The 24,132-nt window shown below is 61.5% G+C and carries 22 protein-coding genes and 2 pseudogenes; 7 read left to right on the top strand and 17 right to left on the bottom strand.

Going from position 1 to position 24,132, the window contains the following annotated elements:
• Positions 1 to 15: 15 nt before the first annotated feature.
• The 5 genes and pseudogenes from HX803_RS23800 to HX803_RS23780 form a co-directional block, all read right to left on the bottom strand.
• Positions 16 to 3,624 (bottom strand): annotated as a pseudogene (locus HX803_RS23800) (transporter substrate-binding domain-containing protein).
• A gap of 6 nt (positions 3,625 to 3,630) precedes the next feature.
• Positions 3,631 to 4,257: a response regulator transcription factor gene (locus tag HX803_RS23795; RefSeq protein ID WP_178924027.1), complete on the bottom strand. Its 627-nt coding sequence runs from the start codon at positions 4,255 to 4,257 to the stop codon at positions 3,631 to 3,633.
• Positions 4,258 to 4,557: 300 nt separating this feature from the next.
• Entirely contained in the window at positions 4,558 to 5,274 is a 717-nt protein-coding gene (locus HX803_RS23790; RefSeq protein WP_176997577.1) for an MgtC/SapB family protein, read from the bottom strand.
• A gap of 583 nt (positions 5,275 to 5,857) precedes the next feature.
• A pseudogene (locus tag HX803_RS23785) lies at positions 5,858 to 5,989 on the bottom strand (GNAT family N-acetyltransferase); the annotation flags it as partial.
• A 19-nt stretch (positions 5,990 to 6,008) separates the two neighbouring features.
• Positions 6,009 to 6,353 carry an FKBP-type peptidyl-prolyl cis-trans isomerase gene (locus HX803_RS23780; protein WP_178924025.1) on the bottom strand — a complete coding sequence of 115 codons (345 nt, stop codon included), beginning with the start codon at positions 6,351 to 6,353 and terminating at the stop codon, positions 6,009 to 6,011.
• Between the two features lie 209 nt (positions 6,354 to 6,562).
• Here HX803_RS23780 and HX803_RS23775 point away from each other — a divergent pair, with 209 nt between their 5' ends.
• Positions 6,563 to 7,450, top strand: coding sequence for a nitrilase family protein (locus HX803_RS23775; RefSeq protein WP_178924023.1), 888 nt, complete (start codon positions 6,563 to 6,565; stop codon positions 7,448 to 7,450).
• Between the two features lie 36 nt (positions 7,451 to 7,486).
• Here the strand turns inward: HX803_RS23775 and HX803_RS23770 are convergent, their stop codons facing one another.
• From HX803_RS23770 to HX803_RS23735, 8 genes are all read right to left on the bottom strand, one after another.
• On the bottom strand, positions 7,487 to 8,107 hold the full coding sequence (locus HX803_RS23770) for a hypothetical protein (RefSeq protein WP_178924021.1): 621 nt from the start codon (positions 8,105 to 8,107) through the stop codon (positions 7,487 to 7,489).
• 141 nt (positions 8,108 to 8,248) lie between these two features.
• On the bottom strand, positions 8,249 to 8,710 hold the full coding sequence (locus HX803_RS23765; protein ID WP_178924019.1) for a RidA family protein: 462 nt from the start codon (positions 8,708 to 8,710) through the stop codon (positions 8,249 to 8,251).
• The gene (locus HX803_RS23760; protein WP_178924017.1) at positions 8,707 to 9,591 is read right to left on the bottom strand and encodes a PhzF family phenazine biosynthesis protein; all 885 of its coding nucleotides are present in this window, start codon (positions 9,589 to 9,591) and stop codon (positions 8,707 to 8,709) included. The genes HX803_RS23765 and HX803_RS23760 overlap by 4 nt, the downstream gene beginning before the upstream one ends.
• Complete coding sequence (locus HX803_RS23755; protein ID WP_178924015.1) at positions 9,588 to 10,628, bottom strand: ABC transporter substrate-binding protein; 1,041 nt, start codon at positions 10,626 to 10,628, stop codon at positions 9,588 to 9,590. The genes HX803_RS23760 and HX803_RS23755 overlap by 4 nt, the downstream gene beginning before the upstream one ends.
• Positions 10,629 to 10,653: 25 nt before the next feature.
• Positions 10,654 to 11,418 carry an ABC transporter permease gene (locus tag HX803_RS23750; RefSeq protein WP_178924013.1) on the bottom strand — a complete coding sequence of 255 codons (765 nt, stop codon included), beginning with the start codon at positions 11,416 to 11,418 and terminating at the stop codon, positions 10,654 to 10,656.
• Positions 11,415 to 12,233, bottom strand: a complete 819-nt coding sequence (locus HX803_RS23745) for an ABC transporter ATP-binding protein (RefSeq protein WP_178924011.1) — start codon at positions 12,231 to 12,233, stop codon at positions 11,415 to 11,417. Before HX803_RS23745 ends, HX803_RS23750 begins: the two co-directional genes overlap by 4 nt.
• A gap of 259 nt (positions 12,234 to 12,492) precedes the next feature.
• Positions 12,493 to 13,296 carry an AraC family transcriptional regulator gene (locus tag HX803_RS23740; protein ID WP_178924009.1) on the bottom strand — a complete coding sequence of 268 codons (804 nt, stop codon included), beginning with the start codon at positions 13,294 to 13,296 and terminating at the stop codon, positions 12,493 to 12,495.
• Between the two features lie 85 nt (positions 13,297 to 13,381).
• Positions 13,382 to 14,350, bottom strand: a complete 969-nt coding sequence (locus tag HX803_RS23735) for a hypothetical protein (RefSeq protein WP_178924007.1) — start codon at positions 14,348 to 14,350, stop codon at positions 13,382 to 13,384.
• A gap of 176 nt (positions 14,351 to 14,526) precedes the next feature.
• On the opposite strand from HX803_RS23735, the gene HX803_RS23730 reads away from it, so the two are divergent.
• Together HX803_RS23730 and HX803_RS23725 are read left to right on the top strand one after the other, a co-directional pair.
• A complete protein-coding gene (locus HX803_RS23730) occupies positions 14,527 to 16,017 on the top strand; it encodes a helix-turn-helix transcriptional regulator (protein ID WP_178924005.1) in 1,491 nt (496 codons plus the stop codon).
• A gap of 109 nt (positions 16,018 to 16,126) precedes the next feature.
• Entirely contained in the window at positions 16,127 to 16,399 is a 273-nt protein-coding gene (locus HX803_RS23725) for a DUF1652 domain-containing protein (protein ID WP_176997566.1), read from the top strand.
• Here HX803_RS23725 and HX803_RS23720 read toward each other — a convergent pair.
• The 3 genes from HX803_RS23720 to HX803_RS23710 all read right to left on the bottom strand — a co-directional run bounded on the left by HX803_RS23720 (position 16,362) and on the right by HX803_RS23710 (position 18,215).
• The gene (locus HX803_RS23720) at positions 16,362 to 17,555 is read right to left on the bottom strand and encodes an MFS transporter (RefSeq protein WP_178924004.1); all 1,194 of its coding nucleotides are present in this window, start codon (positions 17,553 to 17,555) and stop codon (positions 16,362 to 16,364) included. The genes HX803_RS23725 and HX803_RS23720 overlap by 38 nt on opposite strands.
• A 77-nt stretch (positions 17,556 to 17,632) precedes the next feature.
• Positions 17,633 to 17,941: an RcnB family protein gene (locus HX803_RS23715; protein WP_178924003.1), complete on the bottom strand. Its 309-nt coding sequence runs from the start codon at positions 17,939 to 17,941 to the stop codon at positions 17,633 to 17,635.
• A gap of 55 nt (positions 17,942 to 17,996) precedes the next feature.
• Positions 17,997 to 18,215 carry a hypothetical protein gene (locus HX803_RS23710; RefSeq protein WP_178924002.1) on the bottom strand — a complete coding sequence of 73 codons (219 nt, stop codon included), beginning with the start codon at positions 18,213 to 18,215 and terminating at the stop codon, positions 17,997 to 17,999.
• Here HX803_RS23710 and HX803_RS23705 point away from each other — a divergent pair.
• The 3 genes from HX803_RS23705 to HX803_RS23695 are packed head-to-tail and all read left to right on the top strand — an operon-like array spanning position 18,214 to position 21,248.
• On the top strand, positions 18,214 to 18,771 hold the full coding sequence (locus HX803_RS23705) for a helix-turn-helix domain-containing protein (protein ID WP_010211306.1): 558 nt from the start codon (positions 18,214 to 18,216) through the stop codon (positions 18,769 to 18,771). The two genes, HX803_RS23710 and HX803_RS23705, sit on opposite strands and share 2 nt — an antisense overlap.
• Before the next feature lie 11 nt (positions 18,772 to 18,782).
• A complete protein-coding gene (locus HX803_RS23700; protein WP_178924001.1) occupies positions 18,783 to 20,129 on the top strand; it encodes a glutamine synthetase family protein in 1,347 nt (448 codons plus the stop codon).
• A 21-nt stretch (positions 20,130 to 20,150) separates the two neighbouring features.
• Entirely contained in the window at positions 20,151 to 21,248 is a 1,098-nt protein-coding gene (locus HX803_RS23695) for a DNA alkylation repair protein (RefSeq protein WP_178924000.1), read from the top strand.
• Between the two features lie 125 nt (positions 21,249 to 21,373).
• On the opposite strand, the gene HX803_RS23690 is transcribed toward HX803_RS23695, so the two are convergent.
• Positions 21,374 to 22,267 carry a LysR family transcriptional regulator gene (locus HX803_RS23690; RefSeq protein ID WP_178923999.1) on the bottom strand — a complete coding sequence of 298 codons (894 nt, stop codon included), beginning with the start codon at positions 22,265 to 22,267 and terminating at the stop codon, positions 21,374 to 21,376.
• Between the two features lie 130 nt (positions 22,268 to 22,397).
• Between HX803_RS23690 and HX803_RS23685 the strand changes: the two genes are divergently transcribed.
• The gene (locus tag HX803_RS23685) at positions 22,398 to 24,044 is read left to right on the top strand and encodes a GMC family oxidoreductase (protein ID WP_178923997.1); all 1,647 of its coding nucleotides are present in this window, start codon (positions 22,398 to 22,400) and stop codon (positions 24,042 to 24,044) included.
• Positions 24,045 to 24,132: the final 88 nt, after the last annotated feature.

Raw genomic sequence — 24,132 nt, 5'->3', positions numbered from 1 at the left:
ACCCCTCAACCACGATCACGCCTGATTGCAGTAATGGCTCAGGCTGTGATGCAACTCATCGAGGGCCACCCTCAACTCATCGACCACCGCGCCCAGGCGTTCGCGTTCCTGCTGCTCGCAGGTGGCCTCCAAGGTTTCGCAACAGGTGATCAATCCCTGCGCCTTGACCATCCGCGCGCCGCCCTTGATGCGATGGGCAAGGTCATGCAGCTTGGCAAAGTCAGTCTTGCGTTGCAGCACTGGCAACAGGGCGCGGTCGGCGCCCAGGCTGTCGAGCAGTGGCTTGAGCAACTCGTTGAGGGCCGCAGGGTCGTCCCCCGTTAATGCAATCAATGCACCGAGATCAAACCCGGCTGCAGGCTCGGCCTCTGCAACCGTGCAGGCAGCCAGGGCTGCGCGCAGGTCATCCAGGCCTGTGGGTTTGAACAGGCAGCCATCCATGCCCGCGGCACGGCAGCGCTCGGTTTCCTCGGGCTGGGCGTTGGCGGTAAACCCCAGCAGCAGGCAAGGCGACAAGCCTTTTTCACGTTCCTGGGCACGAATGTCCTGGGCGAGCTGGTAACCATTTTTCAGGGGCATGTTGCAGTCGGTGATGACACAGTCGACGTGTCCCGCCTGCCAGCATTCAAGCCCTTGCACCCCCTCTTCTGCAGCAGTAATGCGGTGCCCCAGGAAGCTCAATTGCCGCGCCAGCAACAAACGGTTGGCCGGGTAGTCATCCACCACCAGGATGTTCAATACCCGTGCCGGTGGAAGGTGCGACTCCGGCACAGCAAGCGGTGCCGGCAAGTCCGTCGTAAGGGCCAGCGCCAACTGCACATCAACCCGCGTGCCTTGCCCCAGCACACTGCTCAGGTGCAACTGCCCGCCCATCATTTTGCACAGGCTGCGACTGATCACCAGCCCGAGGCCCGAGCCACTGCGTACCGATTGTTCGTTGTTGCTGCCCTGGATAAACGGGTTGAACAACCGCTGCTGGTCCTGTGCACTGATGCCAATTCCCGTGTCCTGCACCCAAAGCCTGAGTGTCAACTGCTCGCCGTCCAACGTGCCGGTCGCCCCCAACATCACCTGGCCCTTGGCAGTGAACTTGATGGCATTGCTCAGCAGATTGGACACCACCTGCTTGAACCGCAGCGGGTCGACCATGACCGCACGCTCAAGCAGTGGATCCAGTTCCACCTGCAAGACCAGGCCCTTGGCCCGCGCCAGGCCCTCGAACACACGCGCCACCGAGGCCAACTGTTCGTGCAGGTGGGTGGGTTCCTGGGTCAGGGAAAGGTGATCGGATTCTATCCGCGCAATGTCGAGGATATCGCCGATCAACTCCAGCATACCGCGCGAGGCGACCGAGGCCACTTCCAGCGCATCGCGGTCTGCCCGGCCTTGTTCGGCATTTTTCAGGGCCAGCTCGATCATGCCGATCACCGCGTTCATCGGCGTGCGTATCTCATGGCTCATGGTTGCCAGGAAGGTGGTCTTGGCGCGGTTGGCCGCGTCGGCGTCCTCCTTGGCTTCCTGTACCTGGCGCAACAGCCGCTGGCGCTCACTCACATCCACCCAGCCGGCGATCATACCAACCACCTTCTCGTCGCCATCACGGTACGGCAGCATCCACTGGTAGATGGTCAGCACGTCACCGGTGGGCAACTTGAGTATCCGGTCGTGGATCTGCGGCTCGCCCGACGCCATCAACCGCAAGTAGTCCTCATGGAACGATCGGGCCTGCGGCGGGTTACCGGTGTCGGTCTCCACCACGGTCTTGCCGATCACGTCTTCCAGCTTGAAACCGAACACATCGAGATAAGCGTTGTTGCAGGCCATCAGCCGCCCCTGGCGGTCCCGCACGTAAATCGGATGAGGCGTGCCGTCGATCAAAACGCTCATGAAACGCATCTGGTCGCTCAATGCCCGCTCGGCCTGCACACGCTTGCGGATCAGGTTGCGCAGATACATCGCCCAGCCCAGGGCAAGCAGCAGCAACAACGCCGCCAGGCCGAAGCCTTGCAGGATCGCATCGCGATGACGCAACCAGTAGCTTTCTTCGATGATGACCTCACTGCGCCAGTGGTTGGTCAGCTCATCAAGCTCCTCAGGCGGGATACTCAGCAGCGCCTTGTCGAGAATCGAATACAACTCCAGCTGGCTACGGTTGACGCCGAAGGTGATACGCGCCGGTTCGGTGCCGACGGTGCTGGTGATCCGCAGGCGGTCACCGTAGTTCCGCGCGACCATGTAGCGTGCGCTGATGAGCGACAGCACCGTTGCATCGGCCCCCCCGGTGGCAACCTGCGCCATGGCCTGCTCCGGATTCTCGACGTCGACAAACGCAATGCCTGGATAATCCAGGGCTATCTGCGCAGCCAGGCTGTTTCCTCCAATGAATGCAAGACGTTTGCCCGACATGTCTTCCAGGGTAACCGTTTGCTTGTCGTCGTCGCGCACCACCAAAACGTACGGATTGGACAGATAGGGCCGAGTGAAACGGATCTTCTCGGACCGTTCGACACTGGGTGTGATCACCGCAACCATGTCTGCGCGGCCCGTGTTGACGTCGTCAATTTGTTGCAGCAGCGAACTGCCTGGCACCACATCGAACTTCAAGCCGGTGCGCAGGCTGATCCGCGACAACACCTCGGCGCTGAGGCCTTCGAATTGCCCTTGTTCGTTGAAAAATGACAGCGGGACGAATTTGTCGAGGACCGCCACCTTGAGCCTTGGGTGTTTCTCCAGCCAGCGCTGTTCATTGGTGCTCAAGCGCAGCCGGTCAGCCTCCAGATAGCCGCCGCCGGCACTCCATCGGCGCAGGATTTACATTTGCTGGTTGGCCGGAATCACCGCCAATGCCGCGTTGATAATGTTCAGCAGCCGTGTGTTATCACGGTTGAAAGCAAAGCCAAAGGGGTTTACCTCCAAGGAGGAAAAGTCCGCCATGCGCACGTTGTTCAGATGATTCTTGTTGATCAGGTAACGGCTGCTGATGGCGTCCCCGAGGTACACGTCCGCCTGGCCGAACGCCACGGCGCCGATGGCTTCGAAGGTCGAACCAAACAATTGCAGATGGGCTTTGGGGTAGAAGGCCTGCACGGCATCGGGCTGCATGTAGTGATACAGCATGGTTACGCGCTTGCCGGCAAGGTCGGCGCTCAGCGCCTGGCTGTCGCTGGAACGGGTGACCAACGTCGGCTGATCGTTGGCACAGGAACGCGACAGCACCAACTGCGGGTCGACCGCCTCATACCCATTGGCCGAGCCGACAAAATCCACGGCACCCCGCTTGAGTGCCTCGATCACTTCATCGCGTGTGTCATAACGACGAACGTCGACCGTGATGTTCAAGGCCTGGGCGATCAGCGCCGCATAGTCGGCCGTGATGCCCTCGAGTTCGTCGTTATTGTTGCTCAGGTCGAAGGGCGCGTAGTCGGGAGCGGACACGCCCATCAACAAGGTGCGCCGCTCCCGCAACCATCGTCCGTCAGCCTCGCCCAGTGACACGGAGCCCCCATCAAGGCTGGAGTGTCCGAGTAAACGCAAATGCTGGGGGTCGTCCAGGGCCATCGCCATCATGGGCAACAACCCCACCAGCAGGATCGGGCCCCATCTCAGCAGCCGGGGGGTGGTCATATCAGATCAGATCAGATGATTGCGCTGGGCGAACTTGGACAAATGCACGATCGATGACATGCGCAACTTTTCCTTGAGGCGTGTCTTGTAGGTGCTGATGGTCTTGTGGCTAAGCAGCATGTCCTCGGCGATCTCCTTGTTGCCCAAACCCAAGGCGAGTTTTTGCAACACGGTCAGCTCGCGGTCCGAGAGCGCGTCCACCAGCTCCTGCTCGCTGGACTGCAAATCGTCTCGGCGTACCGAACTGGTCGGCAGGCTGGGAAAACAGCTATAGCCGGACATCACAGCCTTGATGGCTTTTTGCAGCTCATCCAGCTCACCGGTCTTCGCGACAAACCCCATGGCGCCAGCGCGCATGCAACGGGTCGAAAAGAACACCGCCAGGTAGGAGGTCAATACCAGGATTTTGCAAGGGAGGCCCAGGGCCTTGATCCGGCTGATCACTTCCAACCCACCCAGCTTGGGCATTGCCAGGTCGAGGATGATCAGATCCGGGCGCTCCTCGCGAGCGATCTGCATGGCATCGGCGCCATTGCCCGCTTCGTATAGGGTATCGAAGCCTTCTTGCTTCAGCAGAAAACGGACAGTGGCACGGATAAACGGATGGTCATCCACAATTAACGCTTTGCTCATATGACTCCCCTGGGAGGATCGGAACACTTACATATCAAGCGGGTCCCATCTACCTGTGAAAAGTAACAGTTCCGACAACCGGTACTGATTACTCTGCGTGACAACTCAGGCAGTTGGGCCCCTCCATTTGAAAAACACGACAACCACGTAAAGCCGCACCTTGGGTCCTGAACAGGCGCAAGCGCGCAACCTTAACAACGGAATGTCATTTCAGATGAAGGGATAATCCCGAACACATGTAGGACTTTTCCTCACATAAGCATAGCCAGCTTTACCAAGGCAAAGCCGACCCCCAGGGGATTAGTCGGTAGTACTCGGGCTCCAGAAGGCCTGAACCACCAGGGTCGACGTGGAGATACGCGCCACCAGCGCATCCAGCTCGTCGCCGTCCACGGAGGTGACCGCCAGGGTCGCCTCGATCTCCACTTCTTCAGTGCCAAACGGCCGAACGTCTACGTCACTGGCCGGATAGTTGCACCGCGCCAGCTCAGCCTCCAGCAAAGCCAGGACCGCCTTCTGCTGGGTACGCCGGGCAATGACATAAAGAATGTTGGTGACCTCTGCCGAGACCACGTCCAATGGCTGGCGGTTGATGTTGTTGACGATCGGGCGTAGCAGTGTATTGGCCGCCAGCACAAACAGCGTCCCCAGCAACGCTTCGAGAATCAGGTCGGCCCCCGCACACGCCCCCACCGCTGCCGAGGCCCAGAGGGTGGCAGCAGTATTGAGCCCGCGCACATTGCCTTCTTCGCGCATGATTACACCGGCACCGAGAAAACCGATGCCCGATACCACGTACGCCACCACGCGTACCGCGCCTTCTGCACCACCGAGCCGATTGGCCATGTCCACAAAGATCGCCGCGCCCACCGCCACCAACACATTGGTGCGCAAGCCGGCCGTGCGCTGGCGGTACTGGCGTTCGAAACCGATCAGGCCACCGAGGATAAACGCGGCGGTGAGGCTGACCAGGGTATCGACCAGGGAATTGAGGTTGATGTTGTTGATTGCTTGCATGGATAGTGCTCCTGACGACGGGCTGTCCTTGTGAACACGGCCCTTGCCTGCCAGCTTGACTGGCAATTGTGAAAATCCATCCAGCCAGGTACAACCGGCTGCACCGCACCCGATAAACAGGCAAGGTCAGCTCGGCCCGCCCACCGTAAAAGGCAAGCGTGTCCGTAGCATCCCGATTGGCATCAGGTGCTGGTCAGCGTCAAATGAGAGGGGCTCAAAGCAGGTGCCCGGACGGGCCACTGCGGGATGCCGCTTCTCGCTCTTTCAGGCGAGACAACGGCATCGGAAGAATGCGCGTTACCTTGCCAAGTTGGTGCCGGTTACCGAAACCGGCCGACGACTGTCACTCGAACAAGTACCCACTGAGGGTCTCCGCTATTGATAAAAACGCCCGCAGCTTACGCCCCGAAGCCAGGTGAGTAAACCGTAGGAAAAAGTACCGCCACTGTATAAGCCCGTTCTTCAGGGTAAGTTCAGGAAAACTATCTGACACAACCGCTGTGGACGCTGGTTTGCCAGCGATCGCGGCCTGCCAGAAATAAAATCAGCGCCTGACACGCTGCCATCGCCGGCAAGCCGGCTCCTACAAGGGCGGTGCCCAGTCCGGTCGGTCGCGCTCGACTCGCGCCAGGTAATCATCAACCTGCCCGTCGGCCAGTGCCTTGACCTGAATGGACACGGTGTTCACCTGCCGCCCCATCGTGATGCCTTCCCGCGGCGTCCATGTCCCCCCCTCAATCGTCCCGTGTCAGTACTTCCAGCAACTCGATCTCGAAACGCAGATTGCTGTTGGGCTTGATGTGCGCCCCCATCGAACGCTCGCCGTAGGCCAAGTGCGCAGGCACAAACAAGGTGCGCACACCGCCGACCTGCATGCCTATCAAGCCCTGGTCCCAGCCCTTGATCACCCGCCCGGTGCCGATCACACACTGGAACGGCTTGCCACGCTCCCAGGAGGAATCGAACACCGTGCCATCTTCCAGCGTGCCGGTGTATTGAGTGGTGATCAGTGCTCCCTTGACCACGGCTTTGCCGGTGCCGGGGCGGATGTCGGTGATTTGGAGTTCTTCGGTGCTCATAGGGTGCTCGTAAACGTTACAAAGGGTGAGGTTTTCCCAGAACTGGGCGGGTTTGGCAAGGGCGAGAAGAGTCAGACCCGCAACCGGCTTGAGCGGCCAAGGGCGAGATCAGTGGGGAGCCAACTGACAACGTAAACGGAAGCACCTGATTTACGTCTCGCCGCCCGATCACCTTTTATGTAGAGCAGTTCCCATAAGAGTCCCCTGTCATGAACCCAGCTACCAGCTCTGTCCGTGTTTCTGTCGTGCAATTTGATCCCCAGGTCGGAACGGAACATCGCAACGCCAACCTTCGACAATGCCTTGCACTTGCAACAGAAGCTGCAAACGGCGGCGCCACGCTGATTGTGCTTCCCGAGCTTTCAAACTGTGGTTATTTCTTTGCCAGCCGCCAAGATGCCTTTGATCATGCCGAAGCCGTTCCAAGCGGGAGAAGCGTGCAGGCCTGGATCGAATTTGCTTCCCTGCACCGGGTATATCTGGCAGCAGGCCTCAACGAACGCGACGGCATGCAGTTGTTCAACACCAGCGTCCTGATCGGACCGAACGGTTTTATCGGCAAGTACCGCAAAGCGCATCTCTGGAACCTGGAAAAACTCTGGTTCACACCCGGAGATACCGGCTTTCCAGTCTTCGATACGCCGATTGGGCGTATCGGCATGCTTATCTGCTGGGACATCTGGTTTCCCGAAGTTGCGCGCATTCTCAGCCAGCAAGGCGCCGATATCATCTGCAGCCTGAACAACTGGGTATGGACCCCTCCCCCGTTGTTTGACGAAGCCGGCAAGTGCATGGCGTCCTACCTGACCATGACAGCAGCCCACGTCAATAACGTGTTCATCGCCGCAGCCAGTCGAATCGGTGAAGAACGCGACTCACGTTACCTGGGGTGTTCGCTGATTGCCGGGAACAATGGCTGGCCCATTGGCAAAGTGGCGTCGGCCAACCGACAGGAGATTCTGTTTGCCGACATCGACCTCAGTCACGCACGCAGTGCGCCCATCTGGAACAGCCTTAACGACTTGCAAAGGGATCGGCGCATTGACCTTTATGATCAGACACTTGGATACGCTAAACACCCAGCACTCCCGCGCTAAGCAAAAGCAGCAAGCCACAGGGGCAGTTTCAGCACCTCAGAACCACCGCCAAAACCGACTCCAGAACCCCCGCCCCAAATCATCCTTGCACCCTGCGTACTGCGCCGCGTACATCTGCGAGCGCGCCTGCACCTTGCTTGCCACCGGCGGCAACCAGGCTTTGCTGGCGTAGGTGCGCTGGCGGTAGCCGCCCCAGCCTTCGTGGTAGTTCAGGTATTGGCCGTAGGCGTCGTACTTGTAGACGCCGTTGATGGTGTAGGTCTTGTCCATGTACCAGCCGACGAAGTCGATGGCATCGTCGAAGTCCTGGCGGCTGGCGCCGGTGCGGCCGGTGCTCTTGCGGTAGTCGTTCCACACTTCATCCTTGGCCTGGGCGTAGCCGGACGCGGTGGAGACGCGACCCCAGGGGATGATCCACAGCAGGTATTTGCGCGGGGTCTTGGCGTCCTGACGGAAGCCTGACTCCTGATACATGATCGCGAACGGTACCTGGATCGGCACGCCCCAGCGCTTTTGCGTGACTTTGGCGGCGTCGTACCAGTCGTCCTTTTCGCGGAAGATACCGCAGAGGTCATTGGGTGTACGTGGCGGCGAGGTGCCGCACGCTGCCAGCATTGAGGTGAGTAGTAAAAGTCCGACGGCTTTGCCTGCGCTCAAGGGGCACCTTTGCGAGATACGCGTAAAAGGCCCGTATTCTGCCACAGGACCGGTAGGAGCCGGCTTGCCGACGATGGCGATGTTTCAGTCAGCACATCGGTGCCTGTTTGATCGCTATCGCCGGCAAGCCGGCTCCTACAGTTATGCGTTGGGTTTCACAGCAGCGACAACCTCCAGCTCCAGCAGGCCGCCACTGGGCAGGCCCGCCACGCCCACTGCCGAGCGTGCGTGCCGGCCGCACTCGCCAAACACGTCGATCAACACCTGCGAAGCACCGTCGACGACTTTGGAGAAGTTCTGGAAACCTTCCCCGCCGTACACAAAGCCACGCACGAATAAAATGCGCTCGATGTTCTCCAGGCCCACAGCCTGGTCCAACACGCTCAGGGCGCGCAGTGCGCAGGTTTGCCCAGCGTGCAGCACGGTTTGCGGCGGCGTCTGGTCGGTCACCGGGCCGCTGATCACGCCCTCACCCACTCGGCAAACCTGGCCGCTGACATAGGCCACGCCGGCGTGGATCGTCACCGGTACGTAGTCGCCCTTGGGGCTGGGTGTCTCGGGCAGCACCCAGCCCAAGGCGGTGATTCGCTCGCGCAGGCTCATGCCGGCACCTCGGCGAATTCCACATGCCCACCCAGCCAGCAGCCCTGCACCTGTCCCGTCTCATCGCGGCGAAAGCGCAGGGAAATCTGCGACGGCCGGCCCATCGCCCGCCCTTGGCGGATATGCACCGGGCGGTCATCGGCGGTCACCAGGCCGTTTTCCAGCAAGCCGAAGGACAAGGCTGCGGCGGCGATGCCGGTAGCAGCGTCTTCCGGGTAGCCCGAGGATTTGGGGAATTGCCGTGCGTCGAACTGGCGGCCTTCCAGGTCCGACGGCGCATACGGGTACAAACCGGTGGAGCCGATGCGTTCACACAGTTGCTCCATACGGCGAAAGTCCGGCTTGAGGCTATCCAGCACCGCCACGCTTTTCAAGGCCACCAGGGTTTTCACGCGGCTGGTGCAAGCATTCTGGATCGGCAACGGCGCCAGCTCGTTGGAAGTAATGCCCAGCACCGAGAGGATTTCGGCCTCTACCAGCGGGTCATTCAAGGCTTCGACCTGGCCCTTGGGCTGGCTGATCTCCACCTGGATCTGCGGCGTTCCCGCGTCGGTTATCCGTGCGTCGACGCGCCCGCTCTGGGTCCAGAGTGCCAGGCGGTCCTTGTGCAACATGCCCAGTTGATCCAGCAACCACACCGCGCCAACGGTGGCATGGCCGCACATTTCCATCTCATGGTTGGGCACCCAGAAGCGCAGGGCAAAATCAAAATCGCTGCCGGCCGGCGCGGCAAACACAAAGCCGCACTCATGCCCGTAATCGCGGGCGACCTGCTGCATATCGGCATCGCTCATGCCATCGGCCACCGCCACGGTGGGGGCCGGGTTGCCGCCACGAGAGGTGGCGGGGAATACATTGACCAGGTGAACCTCGGGCGTCATTTCGCCTCTCCCTTGAGGGTGGAAACTGTCGGCGCCACAGCGTCGACGATGGAATTGGTGTAGACCTGCTGCGCATCGAGTGACACAGGCTCGTTCTCAACCGCGTTCATGAAACTGATGTTCTTTACGACACCGTCTTTTTCGATGCGCGGCGTCGCCGGGTAGGACGGCAACGAGGCGGTCCAGGCGGCATCAAAGATCGCCGCGTCGGTATGGGCGAAGTACGGGCGCACCGATTCGCGGGCCTTGGCCGGCTCGGTGGCAATCAGGTGTTCGGCCTTCCACAAGGCACGCACCAGCTTTTCAGCGGTCAGCTTGTTGGCGCTCAACCAGTCTTCACGGGCAATCATCGCGGTGAACAGGAAACCGTCCAGCGGTTTGTATTCACCCTTGGCCAGGTCCATCAACACAAAGCCGCCTTGCTGCGCGGCAGTGGTGATGGTCGGTGGCGACAGCGAAAAGCCGTTGATGCTGCCCTGGGAAAACGCCGCCAGCATGTTCGGTGCGCCGCCGATGGGCATGATGGTGAAGTCTTTGTCCGGGTTCAAACCGGCGTCCTTGGCCAGGTAGCGCACCAGCATATCGGTGGTGCTGCCGGGGCCGGTCACGCCGATCTTCAAGCCCTTGAGCGCCTGGGCACGGGCCGACACCGGCGAGGTGGCCGACACCCCGGCCTTGTGCGCCGACTCACCGTCGATCACCACGGTGCTGCCGAACTGGGTCTGCACGGCGGCGAAGGCCTGCACATTCTGGCCCTTGCTGCGGGCGCGCACCGCCACCGCAGGCAAGCCGACGTAGGCATCGGCATCGCGGCCCAACACGGCGGTCAGCGCGGCCGAGCCGCCTTTTTGAAACACGATCACGTCCACATTCAGGCCTTCTTCAGCGAAGTAGCCCTGCTTCTGCGCGACGTAGATCGGCACATACAGGAAGCCTTCGCTGGGGAATGCGAGGGTGACTTTGGTGAGGTCCTGGGCCTGGGCAGCCGGCAGGAAAGCGGCGCACAACAGGCTGGCAAACACGAAACGTTTAAGCATGATCAAGCTCCACGACTAAAGGGGGTTAAACCGCAACTTCACGTTCCGCTTCATTGGCTTTCCAGGGCATGAGCTTGCGCTCGGCCAGCTTCACCGCAGTATTGAGGATCAGGGCCAGGGCGATGATGCCCGCCAGCGCGGCGAACACGCCGGCGGTGTCGAACTGCGAGGCGGCATCGGACAGCAAGTAACCCAGGCCACGGTTGGCGGCGATGATCTCGCCCACTAGGGCTCCGATCAGTGCGTAGGGCACCGACAAGCGCAGGCCGGTGAACACCCAGGTGAACGCCGACGGGATCACCACCATGGTCAGCAGGTCGCGCTCCTTGGCGCCCATCAGGCGCAGGATCGTCAGTTGCTCACGGGACACGTTGCGCACCCCGCTGTAGGTGTTGAGAAACACCAGGAAGAACACCACGGCGGCGGTCAGGATCACTTTCATCGGCAAGCCGATGCCAAACCAGAGGATGAACAGCGGCGCCAGCGCCACCTTGGGCAGGCTGTAGAACGCGGTGAGAAACGGGTCGAGGATATCCGCCAGCACCTTCGCCCGGCCCAGCACCAGGCCTGCGATCAAGCCCGCGAGGGAACCGAAGAAAAAGCCCAGTACGGCTTCCAGTGTGGTGATGCCGGCGTGGTAGAAAAACACCCCGTTCAACAGGATTTTCCACAGGCTCTGCGCCACCGCCGAGGGGCGGCTGATGAAGAACTCCACGCCGAACCAGCGCGACACGCCCTCCCACAGCAGCAGCAGGAACACCAGGAACAACACGCGATAAACCTGGATCATACGACCTCCAGTGAGTGAGCCAATGAAGCGGGATCGGCCGCGCCGGCGACGTCTGGCGCGAGGCGTTTCCACAGTTCGGCGCAGAGCGCCACATAGCGCGGATCGGAGCGCAGTTGCACGAGGTTGCGCTCGCCCGTCAGGGGGATGTCGAGCACATGGTCGATGGTGCCCGGGCGCCCGGCGAACACCACGCAGCGGTCGGCCAGGGCGATCGCTTCGTCGACGTCGTGGGTCACGAACAGCACGGTCTTGTTCAGCTTGCGGCACAGACGCAACAGTTCGGTTTGCAGGGTCAGGCGCATCTGCGCATCGAGGGCGCCGAAGGGTTCGTCCATCAGCAGGGTTTCCGGGTCACTGGCCATCAAGCGCGCCATGGCCGCGCGTTTGCGCATGCCACCGGAAAGCTGGTTGGGGTAGCTTTCGCCAAAGCCGGTGAGGCCCACCAAGGCCATCAGCTCTTCGACCCGCGCGTCGATCTGCGCCTTGGGCATGCGACGAATCTGCAACGGCACCGCGATATTGCCGGCCACGGTGCGCCAAGGCAGCAGGTGGTCGGCCTGGGTCATGTAGCCCACCCGCGTGTTCACGCCTTTGACCTCGGCGCCGTCGTAATGCACCTGGCCTTCGGTGGGCCCGAACAGCCCGGCCGTCATGTTAAGCAAGGTGGATTTGCCACAGCCCGACGGGCCGACCAGGGTGATGATTTCACCGCGCTGCACCTGCAGCGACACATTGCGTACGGCCACAAAATGGCGGCCCTCGACCTTGAAGCTTTTTTGCACGCCTGAGAATTGAATAAAGGGTGTTGCGCTCACCGCCCCTCCTCGTCCGGTACGCCGGACTTGTTCGTTGTTGGTGAACAGAGGATGAACGGATGACAGATTTGTGGCGCACGGGATCGGGCCGGATCACGCGCGGGATTGGGCCATCGATTGCTGGAAATCCAACGGCATGAACCGAATCAACTGTGGGAGCTGGCTTGCCTGCGATAGCGGTGGTGAATGACATACCGCTATCGCAGGCAAGCCAGCTCCCACAGGGTCCAGTGGTGTTAAGGCGATTATTGAGGAGGGGTCAGGCGCGGCGCCATTCATCCGGGGAAACGCCCACCACCCGGCGAAACACATGGGCCAGGTGCGAAGGCGATTCATAGCCGACGCTGTTGGCCACCTCCAGCACCGACATGCGCGTGTGTCGCAGCAGGGTTTGCGCACGTTCCAGGCGCAGGCGCTGGACATAGGCCAATACCGTTTCGCCCGTGTGCTGGGCAAACAAGCGGGTCAGGTGCCGGCGCGACATATGGAACACCGCCGCGATGTCATCCAGCCCCGGCGCATGTTCAAGGTTGCCCTCCACATAGGCCTTCACATCGCGCACCAGCATGGCGCCGTGACGCTCGGTGGAGGAGCGTTGCAGGCTCGGTTGGCTGAGGGAAATCGCCAGGCATTCGAGCAGCAGCAAGTGGTCGGCCTGGGCCAGTTGGCGGCTTCGGTCCACATACGGGTCGGGCTGGCTGAAGGCTTTTTTCGCCAGCAGCAAATGGTGCAGCGGCGCGGAGGTTTGCCAGATGCCCAGGGTGGGCACGCGCAACAGGCGATTGGCGTCCCCGGACAGGTCGCGCAGCGCGTAGTGCATGTAGTCGGGGTCGACGTAGAACGCCAGGTGGCCCTGGCTGGCGGTGAGTGACGAGGAGGAATGGCTGCACTGCGGCGGCACCAGCACGAACTGGCGGTCGACCACCGACGTGCTGCGCCCGCTGTCTTCGTCCTTGAAGCGCAGCAAGCCGTGCTCGGGCACCATCAACATGAACTCGTCATGGGCATGGGCCGCGGTTTCATAGGCACCATTGGAATTGAAGACGCTGTAGATATCACGCATCGCCAGGGACTGCCGGTGGGGGTGTGAACCCTGACACTAGCATGTTTGGTGCCAGTGAAAAGCAGCATCCTTGCTGCAAACCTTATTAAGCAAGCGGTACCCGACGGGTTGTCAGCGCTGTGCGCCCTACGAAGAAACTCAAGGCCGCGCCCAGCAACAACATGGCCAGGGTGCTCCAGGCCGCGCGGGAGAGCTGTTTGGCGGCCACATCAGCAGCCTCACGGGCTTTCTGTTCGGCCTGTTGCTTCAGCTCATCGACCTTCTGCATGGCTTGCTGATACGCCTGGGCATAGTTGTCGACGATCTGGGTTGCCTCCTCCTTACTCTTGCCGGTGCGGGCGGCAACGATGTTGATCAGCGCGTCTTTATCCGCAGCGTTCAAGGCCGGCTCGCCGGAAGCTTTGACACGCTCGAACCACTGCTTCAACTGATCGCTCGCTTGAGCCGGGTTGGTTGCAGCCTCGGTGGCGACTTGCTTGCCGTCAGCGGCAGCCTGGTCGGTTTTCTGCTCGACCTTGGCCGGGTCCAGCTCAGGCTTGCCGCTTTGCTTGAGCAAGGTGTCGAGTTGGCCTTGCAGGCTGTTCCAGTCCAGCTGGATGCCCTGCTCATTGAGCTGCTGCTTGACGCTGTCGCCGATGCCCGGCGCTGCAGCCGCGATGCCGCTACCCGCCACCGACAAACCTTTGCCGACTACATTGCCGGCCGTGCCGACTACGCTGGCCGCCAGCCCTGCCAGCAACCAAGTGGTGAGCAAGGTGGTGAGGGTCCAGGTCAGCACGCCGTGCAAGCCGCCACGATCAGGTGCGGTGCGCCCGGCGACAAACGCGCCGGCAGCAATCGCCAGCAAGGTCGAAACAAACAGCCAGATCCCGGCTCCCGTGCCAAACCCGCGCAACGGGTTACCCGTTTCCAGCGGGTCCAAGGCACTCGCGCCGATGGCAGTGCCCAGCACACTGAGCACCAGGTAGGTCACCAGGGCAATGGCACTCCCGGCCAATACCGAACTCCAGGACACGCGAAACAGCGAGCGATTAGTTTCATAGACAGTGGTCATGATCGATCCTTTGACAGTTTTTGACCGTTTCAGTCTGGCCAGCGCCCGCCCCCTTCGTCCCCGCTCAAATGCACCAGGCCGCCTGGTGCATTCGCACCCCGCCGCGGGCAATTGCTCTGCACTATCCTGAAGCCCGGGTGTCGTACCTTCCATGCGCCTCAAACCCCGGAGAACCTATGACCCAGGCCGTTCTTGCCAAAGAAACCAACCGCCGCCAACTGCAGCAAATCATCTCCGGGCTGTCCGACGGGATTATCCTTGCCGAAGTCGACCAGACCATCCTCTGGGCCAATGAGGCCGCCCTGGCCATGCACGGTGTCGAAGCCGTAATGGCCCTGGGCGCCAATACCCAGGAATACGCCGAACGCTTTGCCCTGCGCTATCGCAACAACCACCCGGTGTTGCTGGAAAATTACCCCCTGGCGCGCGCGGCCACCGGCGAGGAGTTCACCGACGTGGTGGTGGAAGTCACCCCCACCCGCGACGAAGAACGGACCTGGGTGCACCGCCTGCGCAGCCTGGTGATCACCGACTCCCATGGCGAGCCGGAATTGCTGGTGCTGATCCTCAGCGATGCCACCGAATGGGCCAGCGCCGAGCAGCGTTTCGAAAAGACCTTCAACGCCAACCCAGCCCCCGCGGTGATTTGCCGCCTCAGCGACCTGCGCTACATCAAGGTCAACCAGGGCTTCCTGGAGATGACTGGCTACAACCGCGACCAGGTCATCGGCAAATCCGTGTATGAACTGGACGTGCTGGAACAGGCCGAACGCAAGGACCTGGCCATTCAGCGCCTGGGGGAAGGCGCAACTATCCCGCAAATGCAGGCCGAGCTGCGGTTGCCCGAAGGCGGTAGCAAGCTGGTGATCGTCGCCGGCCAGCCGCTGGACATGAACGAAGAGGACTGCATGCTGTTTTCGTTCATGGACCTGGAACCCCGGCGCAAGGCGGAAATTGCCCTGCGCCAGAGCGAGGAGCGCTTTGCCAAGTCGTTCCGCCTGACACCGGTGCCCACGCTGGTGTGCGGCGCCGCCAACCGGCAGGTGGTGGATATCAACGAAGCGTTCATGAGCATTACCGGCTACACCAGCGAGGAATTGATCGGCAAATCCATCGAAGACATCGACTTCATCGACAGCCCCCAGGCCGGCAACCAGTTGTTCGCCACCCTGGAAAAGGCCGGCAACCTCGAAGGTCAGGACCTCAAGGTGCGCAAGAAAGGCAACGAGGTGATCGACTGTGTGGTCTCCGCCGACACCGTGATCATCCAGGACGTGCCTTGCTATTTGCTGGTGCTGATGAACATCACCGAGCGCAAGCGCTCGGAACTGGAACTGGTGGCCGCCATCGAGGAAGTGATGCAGGACGCGTCCTGGTTCAGCCAGACCCTGATCGAGAAGCTGGCCAACGCCAAGAGCGTCAACAGCCCCAACCTGCCGAACGTGGCCTTCACCGACCTCACCGCCCGCGAGCGCGATGTGCTGGGCCTGATCTGCGAAGGCCTGGCCGATAAGGAGATCGCTTCACGGCTGAAACTGGCGCCCAATACCGTGCGCAACCATGTGGCCACGGTGTACTCGAAACTGGGGGTGCACAGCCGCAGCGCGGCGATCGTCTGGGCCCGTGAACGCGGGCTGTTTGCCGGGGAACTGCGCCTCAAAAAGTAGGCATTGAAAGTGCAAATGCACTAGTGCCGCTAGTGCGAATTCGCCTTATTGCAGCGCAGACCAAGTCATACCCTTTAAGGCATCGAAATGATGCCCTGAAGGAACCCGCATGTTTACCCTCGCCCAACTGCGCAACTGCATTGAAGAAGGCTTGTCGCCACTGACCTGTGAGTTCACCCTGTGCCGTGACGCGTCCCTGACCCTCAAGGTCTACGACCTGGACACCGGCCGGGTGGACCTGGTGGTCACCGGGATCAGCACCAACCGGCTGCAGACCCCGCAAGAAGTGGAAAAGATGGTGGAAGAGCTGCGGTACGAACTGCAGAGCAACACCATGGGCAAGCTCACGCTGGATGATTTGCCTTCAACGACGCCCCAATGAAATAGAACACCCCGCCCCCGACGATGAATGCCCCCAGCATGTAGAACATGGTGTGAGCCGGCAGGTTGGCCAACACCAGCCCACACAGCACCGGCCCAAGGGCGGCGCCCAGGTTGGACAAGTTCTGCGCCCCGTAATACATGCCCCGCAGGTGGTCCGGGGCGATGCGGTCGATGAACATGTACTCGGCCGGAAACACGATGATCTCCCCCACCGTGAACACCGCCATCGCCAGCACCCACCACAGCACGCTGGTGGACAGCGCAAAACCGATCAAGCCCAGCATGAACATGCCCAGGCCGGCGACCAGCCACTGGCCCAGGTAACGGTGGGAAATCCGCCGCCCGATCACGTATTGCAGGGCGATCACCAGCACTGCGTTGGTGGTCAGCACGGCGCTGACCACGGTGTAGGTGTATTCGGCCGTGGTGGTGGTCACCAGGTATTGCGACAGCCATGCTGTGAACTGGCCGAACACCACGGCGCTGAGCACACCGCCGAGGGTGAAGCACACCAGGCGATGATCCCTTAACAGAACACGGCCGACGGCAAGGAACGGCACCGGCTTTTGCGTGGCATCAACGGTCGCCAGGGTGCGGTCGCCCCAGCGCCAGTACAGCAGGAAGAACCCCACCCCCATCAGCGCCGACAGGATAAACGGCACGCTGATATCCAGCTTGGCCACTATCGCCCCGAACGCCGGGCCCACGGCGTAACCGATATTGGTCAGGGTGTACTTGATGGAAAACACTTCGCTGCGCGCATCCTCGGGCAGCAGGACGGCAAAACCGGCCTTCACCGCGATATCGATCACCGCATATGCCAGGTTGATCAGGATCAGGCAGCTGTAGAACGCCCAGATATTCTGCGCGAGCACCGTGCCGATAAAGCCCAATACGAACAGCACACTCAAGGCCAGCAGCAAGCGATAGCTGTTGATGCGGTCGACCAGGAAACCGCCGTACACGCTGAGCAGCGAACCGACGATCAACGAACTGCCGATCACCAGGCCGACCTCGGTGATGTCCAGGGCAAAGTGGCTGGAAAGGTAGATGACGAGGTAGGGAAACGTGATCGCCTTGGCCAGCGTCAGCAGCAACGTGGCGGACAGCAACAGGTTAACGGTACGCGGGTAGTTTCTTATTGTGGCAAGCATCCTGCTCTCTTTCTCTTAAGGTAACGCGGCGTCTATAGCCGGCTACCTTAACGCATGAGCTGGGACAAAATGCAAGGTCATTTCTTGACGGGCGTGATCTCAAGAATGGTGCCATTGGTGGTCTTGAGCAGCACGAACTTATCGCCTACACGCGCCCATTGGCTGTCGGCTTCAGGCTGTTTGAGGCCGCGCTTTTTCCAATCGCTGACGGCGGACTCCTTGCGCATCAGGATATCCGGGGCACGGTCGCCTTCTTTCAAATCGCGGGTGTTGATGCTGGAAGGTTGCACGGTTTCTTGCGGAGTATCACCGGCCTGCACGATGAAGCTGGCAGTGGACAGGCTGGTGGCAACCAGCAGGCTGGCGATCAGGGACGTTGATTTCATGGGTGCTCCTTCAAGGGATGAGGCGTACCTAAGGTCGGACCACTGCCACGCGTGATCATTCAATCAACCCTGTGGCGAGGGAGCTTGCTCCCGCTGGGCTGCGCAGCAGCCCCAAAGTCAAACCGAGGCCTTTCTGAATCAACGCGCTGAAGCCATTGGGGCCGCTTCGCGGCCCAGCGGGAGCAAGCTCCCTCGCCACATAGGTAATCAGTAGCATTGCCCGCGTGAAATAAATCCTGTAATTTTTCATGAAATTTATCGAAATAAATTTCATGACCCCACAAGAAGAACTCGCCACCCTCGCCGCGCTGATCCACGACCTGCGCAAGCACAAGAAGCTCACCCTCGCCCAGCTCGCGCAGAAAATCGAGCGCTCGGTGGGTTTCCTGTCTCAGGTTGAACGCGGCCTGTCGCGCCCGACCGTGGCGGACCTCACGGCTATCAGCCACGCCCTCGACGTGCCCACCACCTATTTCTACAGCCAGCCCAAACCCAAGGCGGTGGACTGGATCACTCGTCCCAACGAACGGCGCACGGTGTATTACGCCAATGGCATCACCGACATCCTCGTCTCGCCCAGCATGAACGGCGCCTTCTCGATGCTCGACAGCCTGCTTGCCCCCGGCGCCAACAGCGGTGAACAAACCATGAGCGACCGCGCCGAACAGGCCGGTTTCGTGCTGGAAGGCGAGTTGACACTGTGGGTGGAGGGCGAAGCCGATTCGGTCACCCTCGGCCCCGGCGACAGCTTCCACCTGGCCAGTTTCGCCCATTGCCGCTATGCCAACCTGACCGACCTGCCCGCCCGCGTACTGTGGGTTTACAACTAGGAGCTGCACCCGTGAAAAGCCATGCCTCCACGTTACTGGCCGAAGTACGGACCTTTCGCCAGAACCATCCCGATGTGCGTTATGTCGACTTGATCGCCCTGGACATTCCCGGGCACTTCTACGGCAAGCGCTACCCCATCGAGATGCTGGAAAAAGTCGCCGCTGGCAGCCCCTTGAAGCTGCCGCAGAACGCCGTGCTGCTGGGGGTTCAGGGTGGGCTGTTCAAGATTGGTGACTACTGCTTCAACGACGGCGACCCGGACGCCAACCGCCGGCTGGTGCCCGGTACGCTCAAGCCGGTGAGCTGGGAATCGCAGCCGTTGGGCCAGATGCTCATCACCTCCGACGGCACCGAGGCGCCGATCGAATTTGAACCCCGCGAGGTGTTGGCCAAGGTGCTGGAGCGCCTGCAGCACAAGGGCATTCACCCGGTGGTGGCGTTCGAGCTGGAGTTCTACCTGTTCGACAAAAAGCTCGATAACGGCCTGCCGCAGTTCGCCCGCGACCCGTTGAGTGATGACGCCGATGACCAGCCCAACCTGCACATCGAACGGCTGTCACGCTTCAGCGAGGTGCTGGATGACATGGCGCAGACCGCCAAGGACCAGGGCATCGACATCACGGTGATCACCGCCGAAATCGGCCCCGGCCAGTTCGAGATCAACTTCGGTCATTTGGACGATGGCCTGCGCGCCGCTGACTGGGCCGCCCTGTTCTGCCGCAGCACCCGAGGCGTGGCGCTCAAGCACGGTTACCGCGCCAGCTTCATGGCCAAGCCGTACCTGCAATACCCCGGCAGCGGCATGCATGTGCACGTCAGCCTGTATGACGGCGCGGGCAATAACCTGCTGGCCGCGCACCAGCAGCAACCGTTGCGCCACGCCGTGGCCGGTTGCCTGGAGTTGCTGCCCCACTGCATGCCGATCTTTTCGCCCAACAGCAATGCCTTCCGCCGCCTGGGCGGCACGGTGAATGCGGCGACTCGCGCCAGTTGGGGCTTTGAAGACCGCGACGCGTGCGTGCGTATCCCTGAGTCCGACCCGCGCAACCTGCGCATCGAGCACCGCCTGGCCAGTGCCGATGCCAACCCGTACCTGGTGCTGGCGGCGATCCTGGTCGGCCTGGAGCATGGCCTTGAAGCCAAACGTGAGCCCATCGCACCGCTGAACGAGGACCGCAGCAGCGGCACCGACTTCCCCCTGGAAATGCTCGAAGCCGTGCGTGCCATGCACCACCAACCGGTATTGCACGATAAGCTGGGCGCCGAATTTGTCGACGTGTACTGCGAGAACAAACGCCAGGACCACCTGGCCTTCCAGCAAGAGATTCATGCGCGGGAATACCGCTGGTTTCTCTGACCCCACCCAATGGAATCACCGATGACCGACCAAAGCGCCCCGGCCCTCAAGGAAATTTTCAACGTCGAACGCCTGCAACACATCGCCACCGAGATGACAGCGGTGTACCCGGCGTTCGACGCCAAGGGGTTTCTCAAACACGCCAAGGCCGGGCTGGCCGAGTTGTCGGTGATGCAGCGCATGGCGCGGGTCAGCGAGAGCCTGCACGCGGTGATACCTCTGGATTACCCGCAAACACTCAAGCTGCTGCATGCCCTGGCACCGCGCTTGAACAGTTCGTTTGTCAGCCTGTTCCTGCCGCACTACGTGGCGAGCTACGGGCTGGATGATTTCAAGCGTTCCATGGCCGCGCTGAAGTACTTCACCACTTTCGGTTCCGCTGAATTCGCCATCCGCCACTTTCTGCTGCACGACTTCCCGCGCACCCTGGCGGTGATGCAAGCCTGGTCGCTGGACGACAACGAACACGTGCGCCGCCTGGCCAGCGAAGGCTCGCGCCCGCGCCTGCCCTGGTCGTTTCGCCTGGCCGATGTGCAAGCCAACCCCGAGCTGTGCGCGTCGATCCTCGACAACCTCAAGGCCGACCCCAGCCTGTACGTGCGCAAGTCGGTGGCCAACCACCTCAACGACATCACCAAGGACCACCCCGACTGGGTGCTCGGCCTGATCGAAGGCTGGAACCTGGAGAACCCCCACACCGCCTGGATCGCCCGCCATGCCCTGCGCAGCCTGATCAAGCAAGGCAACACCCGCGCACTGACGATCATGGGCGCAGGGGCCAAGGCCGAGGTGAAGCTTCACCACCTGAAGGTCACGCCGGCTGTGATCAACCTGGGCGAGCGCATCAATCTGTCCTTCAGCCTGGAATCCACCGCTGCTGCGCCACAGAAGCTAGTGGTCGACTACGCCATCGACTACGTGAAAAGTGCCGGGCACAGTGCGAACAAAGTGTTCAAGCTCAAGGCCTTCAGCCTGGGCGCCGGCGAGCAGCAGCACGTTCGGCGCGAGCAGCACATTCGCGACATGACCACCCGCAAGCACTACCCCGGCCGGCATGTGGTGCATGTGTTGGTGAATGGGGAAAGGTTAGGGAGCGCGGAGTTTGAGTTGCGCGCCTGACGCAATACCCCCCCGACCTGTAGGAGCCGGCTTGCCGGCGATTGCGGTGTGTCAGTTGATAAATCTGGCGACTGATACACCGCCATCGCAGGCAAGCCAGCTCCCACAGTGAGGGTCCGATTTCTTCAGTGGGTTTCACCCAGCAACAAGCCCTGCTCCCGCGCGCACAACTCCACCACGTAATCCCACAACACCCGCAGCCGCACTGACTTGTGCAGCTCCCGTCGCGAGCTGATCCAGTAACTGCGTTGTATCCCCTCCCCCGGCAGCAACGGCACAAGGTCCGGGTCGCCGGCGGCCATGAAGCACGGCAACACCGCAATGCCCAGCCCCGAGCGCGCCGCCTGGTGCTGGGCGATAACACTGGTGCTGTGGAACACCACCTTGGGGTTACGGCAAAAGCTGCTGAGGAATTTGAGTTCCTGGCTGAATAGCAGGTCGTCCACGTAATCGATCCAGGCGTGGGCGGCGAGGTCTTCGCGTTTTTCGATCGGCGGGTTGCGGTCCAGGTAGGCACGGCTGGCGTATAGCGCCAGGCGGTAGTCGGTGAGCTTGCGGGTGACGAGTTGGTCGACGCTGGGGCGTTCGAGGTGGATGCTGATTTCCGCTTCGCGGTTGAGGATGCTGACAAAGCGCGGCACCGCCACCAACTCCACCTCCAGCCCCGGGTAGCGCTCGAACAACCCGCCCATGCGGCTGGCCAGGAACATTACGCCCAGGCCTTCGGCGACGCCGAGGCGGATTTTACCCAGGGGCGCGGCGCTGTGGGTGAGCTCGTCTTCGGCCAGCAGCGCGACGTTTTCCATGGCCTCGGCGTGCTTGAGCAAGGCTTCGCCCGCGGGGGTGAGTTCGTAACCCTGGGCGTGCTGCACGAACAACGCGGTGCCGAGGCTTTTTTCGATGGCTTCGATATGCCGGGCCACAGTGGCGTGGGTGGTTTTCAGGCGTTGCGCGGCGGTGAGCAGGCGGCCGCTGCGTTGCAGCTCCAGAAAATATCGCAGGTCATTCCAGTCGAACATGTCGCCTCCATTGCATGAACTCCGGCCGCGCTGTTTAAAAACGCACAGCAGCTGGGTAAAAACTAACATTTTTAAGACGAAAACTAACAACTAGGATGGAACCCATAAGAAAAACAAGCGAGACCTTCAGATGCCCATTGCAACTGCTGAATACGATTACATCGTCGTAGGCGCCGGCCCCGCAGGCTGCCTGCTGGCCAATCGACTGTCCGCCAACTCCGCCCACCGCGTGTTGCTACTGGAAGCCGGTGGCCGCGACAACTACCCCTGGATCCACATCCCCGTCGGCTACCTGTTCTGCATCGGCAACCCACGCACCGACTGGTGCTTCAAGACCGAGGCCCAGGAAGGCCTGCAAGGCCGTGCGCTGAGCTATCCCCGCGGCAAAGTATTGGGCGGCTGCTCCTCCATCAACGGCATGATCTACATGCGTGGCCAGGCCCAGGACTACGACGGCTGGGCGGCCCTGGGCAACCCGGGCTGGGCCTGGAACGACGTGCTCCCGCTGTTCAAGCACAGCGAAAACCACTTTGCCGGCGGCTCGGACTTCCACAGCGATGGCGGTGAATGGCGCGTGGAACAACAGCGCCTGCACTGGCCGATCCTCGACGCGTTTCGGGATGCCGCGGCGCAAAGCGGCATCGCGCCGATCAGCGACTTCAACACCGGCGATAACGAAGGCTGCGGCTACTTCCAGGTCAACCAGAAAGCCGGTGTGCGCTGGAACGCGGCAAAGGCGTTTCTCAAGCCGGTTCGCCATCGGCCCAACCTCACGGTACTGACTGATGTGGACGTCGACCGTGTGCTGCTGGAAAACGGCCGCGCTTCGCAGGTCATCGCACGTCAGCATGGCCAGCAGGTGAGCTGGAAGGCACGCAAGGAAATCGTGTTGTGTGCCGGCTCCGTGGGTTCGCCCGGCATTCTGCAGCGCTCGGGCATCGGCCCGTCCAACGTGCTCAAACCCTTGGGCATCGAGGTGCTGCGCGAACTGCCTGGGGTGGGCGGCAACCTGCAAGACCACCTGCAATTAAGGCTGATCTACAAGCTGGAAAACGCCCGCACCCTGAACCAGATCGCCGGTTCCGTGTGGGGCAAGATGGGCATGGGCCTGCAGTACCTGTATGACCGCAGTGGCCCGCTGTCGATGGCGCCCAGTCAGCTGGGGGCGTTCGCCCGCTCGGGCCCCGAGCAGGCGTCGGCCAACCTTGAATACCATGTGCAGCCACTGTCCCTGGAGCGCTTCGGCGAACCGCTGCACGGGTTCCCGGCGTTCACCGCATCGGTATGCGACCTGCGCCCACAGAGTCGCGGGCGCATTGATATTCGCTCTGCCAACCCTGCGGATGCGCCGCTGATCCGCCCCAATTACCTGAGCCATCCCGAAGACTTGCGGGTGGCCGCCGATGCGATCCGCCTGACACGTCGCATTGTCGCTGCGCCTGCCCTGAGCCAGTTCAAGCCGGTGGAATACCTGCCCGGCGATTCGCTGCAAACCGAAGAAGAACTGCACGAAGCAGCAGCCCGCATCGGTACGACTATCTTTCATCCGGTGGGCGCCTGCCGCATGGGCGACGACCCGGATGCCGTGGTGGACGCACAGCTGCGCGTGCATGGCGTGCCGGGCCTGCGCATCGCCGACGCCTCGATCATGCCGCGCATCACGTCCGGCAACACCTGTTCACCTACGCTGATGATTGCGGAAAAAGCCGCACAGCTGATCCTTTCGCCGAATACAAGGAACCTTGCTGCCGAGAAAACAATCGCCACACCCGCGTGACCTGCAGGCGTCCGGCTTGCCGGCGATTGCACCCTCTGGATTTGCGTATGACTTGAGGGCGCCATCGCCGGCAAGCCGGGCTCCTGCA

The sequence above is a fragment of the Pseudomonas sp. P7548 genome, from assembly GCF_013386585.1.
Taxonomy (GTDB): domain Bacteria; phylum Pseudomonadota; class Gammaproteobacteria; order Pseudomonadales; family Pseudomonadaceae; genus Aquipseudomonas.
Note: the sequence above shows the minus strand (reverse complement) of the source record. Positions and strands in the feature narration are given on the sequence as shown.

Bases quoted from the DNA above. Each gene is read 5' to 3' on its own strand.
- HX803_RS23795 (WP_178924027.1), bottom strand. From the start codon at position 4,257: ATGAGCAAAGCGTTAATTGTGGATGACCATCCGTTTATCCGTGCCACT.
- HX803_RS23790 (WP_176997577.1), bottom strand. From the start codon at position 5,274: ATGCAAGCAATCAACAACATCAACCTCAATTCCCTGGTCGATACCCTG.
- HX803_RS23780 (WP_178924025.1), bottom strand. From the start codon at position 6,353: ATGAGCACCGAAGAACTCCAAATCACCGACATCCGCCCCGGCACCGGC.
- HX803_RS23775 (WP_178924023.1), top strand. From the start codon at position 6,563: ATGAACCCAGCTACCAGCTCTGTCCGTGTTTCTGTCGTGCAATTTGAT.
- HX803_RS23765 (WP_178924019.1), bottom strand. From the start codon at position 8,710: ATGAGCCTGCGCGAGCGAATCACCGCCTTGGGCTGGGTGCTGCCCGAG.
- HX803_RS23760 (WP_178924017.1), bottom strand. From the start codon at position 9,591: ATGACGCCCGAGGTTCACCTGGTCAATGTATTCCCCGCCACCTCTCGT.
- HX803_RS23755 (WP_178924015.1), bottom strand. From the start codon at position 10,628: ATGCTTAAACGTTTCGTGTTTGCCAGCCTGTTGTGCGCCGCTTTCCTG.
- HX803_RS23750 (WP_178924013.1), bottom strand. From the start codon at position 11,418: ATGATCCAGGTTTATCGCGTGTTGTTCCTGGTGTTCCTGCTGCTGCTG.
- HX803_RS23740 (WP_178924009.1), bottom strand. From the start codon at position 13,296: ATGCGTGATATCTACAGCGTCTTCAATTCCAATGGTGCCTATGAAACC.
- HX803_RS23735 (WP_178924007.1), bottom strand. From the start codon at position 14,350: ATGACCACTGTCTATGAAACTAATCGCTCGCTGTTTCGCGTGTCCTGG.
- HX803_RS23730 (WP_178924005.1), top strand. From the start codon at position 14,527: ATGACCCAGGCCGTTCTTGCCAAAGAAACCAACCGCCGCCAACTGCAG.
- HX803_RS23725 (WP_176997566.1), top strand. From the start codon at position 16,127: ATGTTTACCCTCGCCCAACTGCGCAACTGCATTGAAGAAGGCTTGTCG.
- HX803_RS23720 (WP_178924004.1), bottom strand. From the start codon at position 17,555: ATGCTTGCCACAATAAGAAACTACCCGCGTACCGTTAACCTGTTGCTG.
- HX803_RS23715 (WP_178924003.1), bottom strand. From the start codon at position 17,941: ATGAAATCAACGTCCCTGATCGCCAGCCTGCTGGTTGCCACCAGCCTG.
- HX803_RS23705 (WP_010211306.1), top strand. From the start codon at position 18,214: ATGACCCCACAAGAAGAACTCGCCACCCTCGCCGCGCTGATCCACGAC.
- HX803_RS23710 (WP_178924002.1), bottom strand. From the start codon at position 18,215: ATGAAATTTATTTCGATAAATTTCATGAAAAATTACAGGATTTATTTC.
- HX803_RS23695 (WP_178924000.1), top strand. From the start codon at position 20,151: ATGACCGACCAAAGCGCCCCGGCCCTCAAGGAAATTTTCAACGTCGAA.
- HX803_RS23690 (WP_178923999.1), bottom strand. From the start codon at position 22,267: ATGTTCGACTGGAATGACCTGCGATATTTTCTGGAGCTGCAACGCAGC.
- HX803_RS23685 (WP_178923997.1), top strand. From the start codon at position 22,398: ATGCCCATTGCAACTGCTGAATACGATTACATCGTCGTAGGCGCCGGC.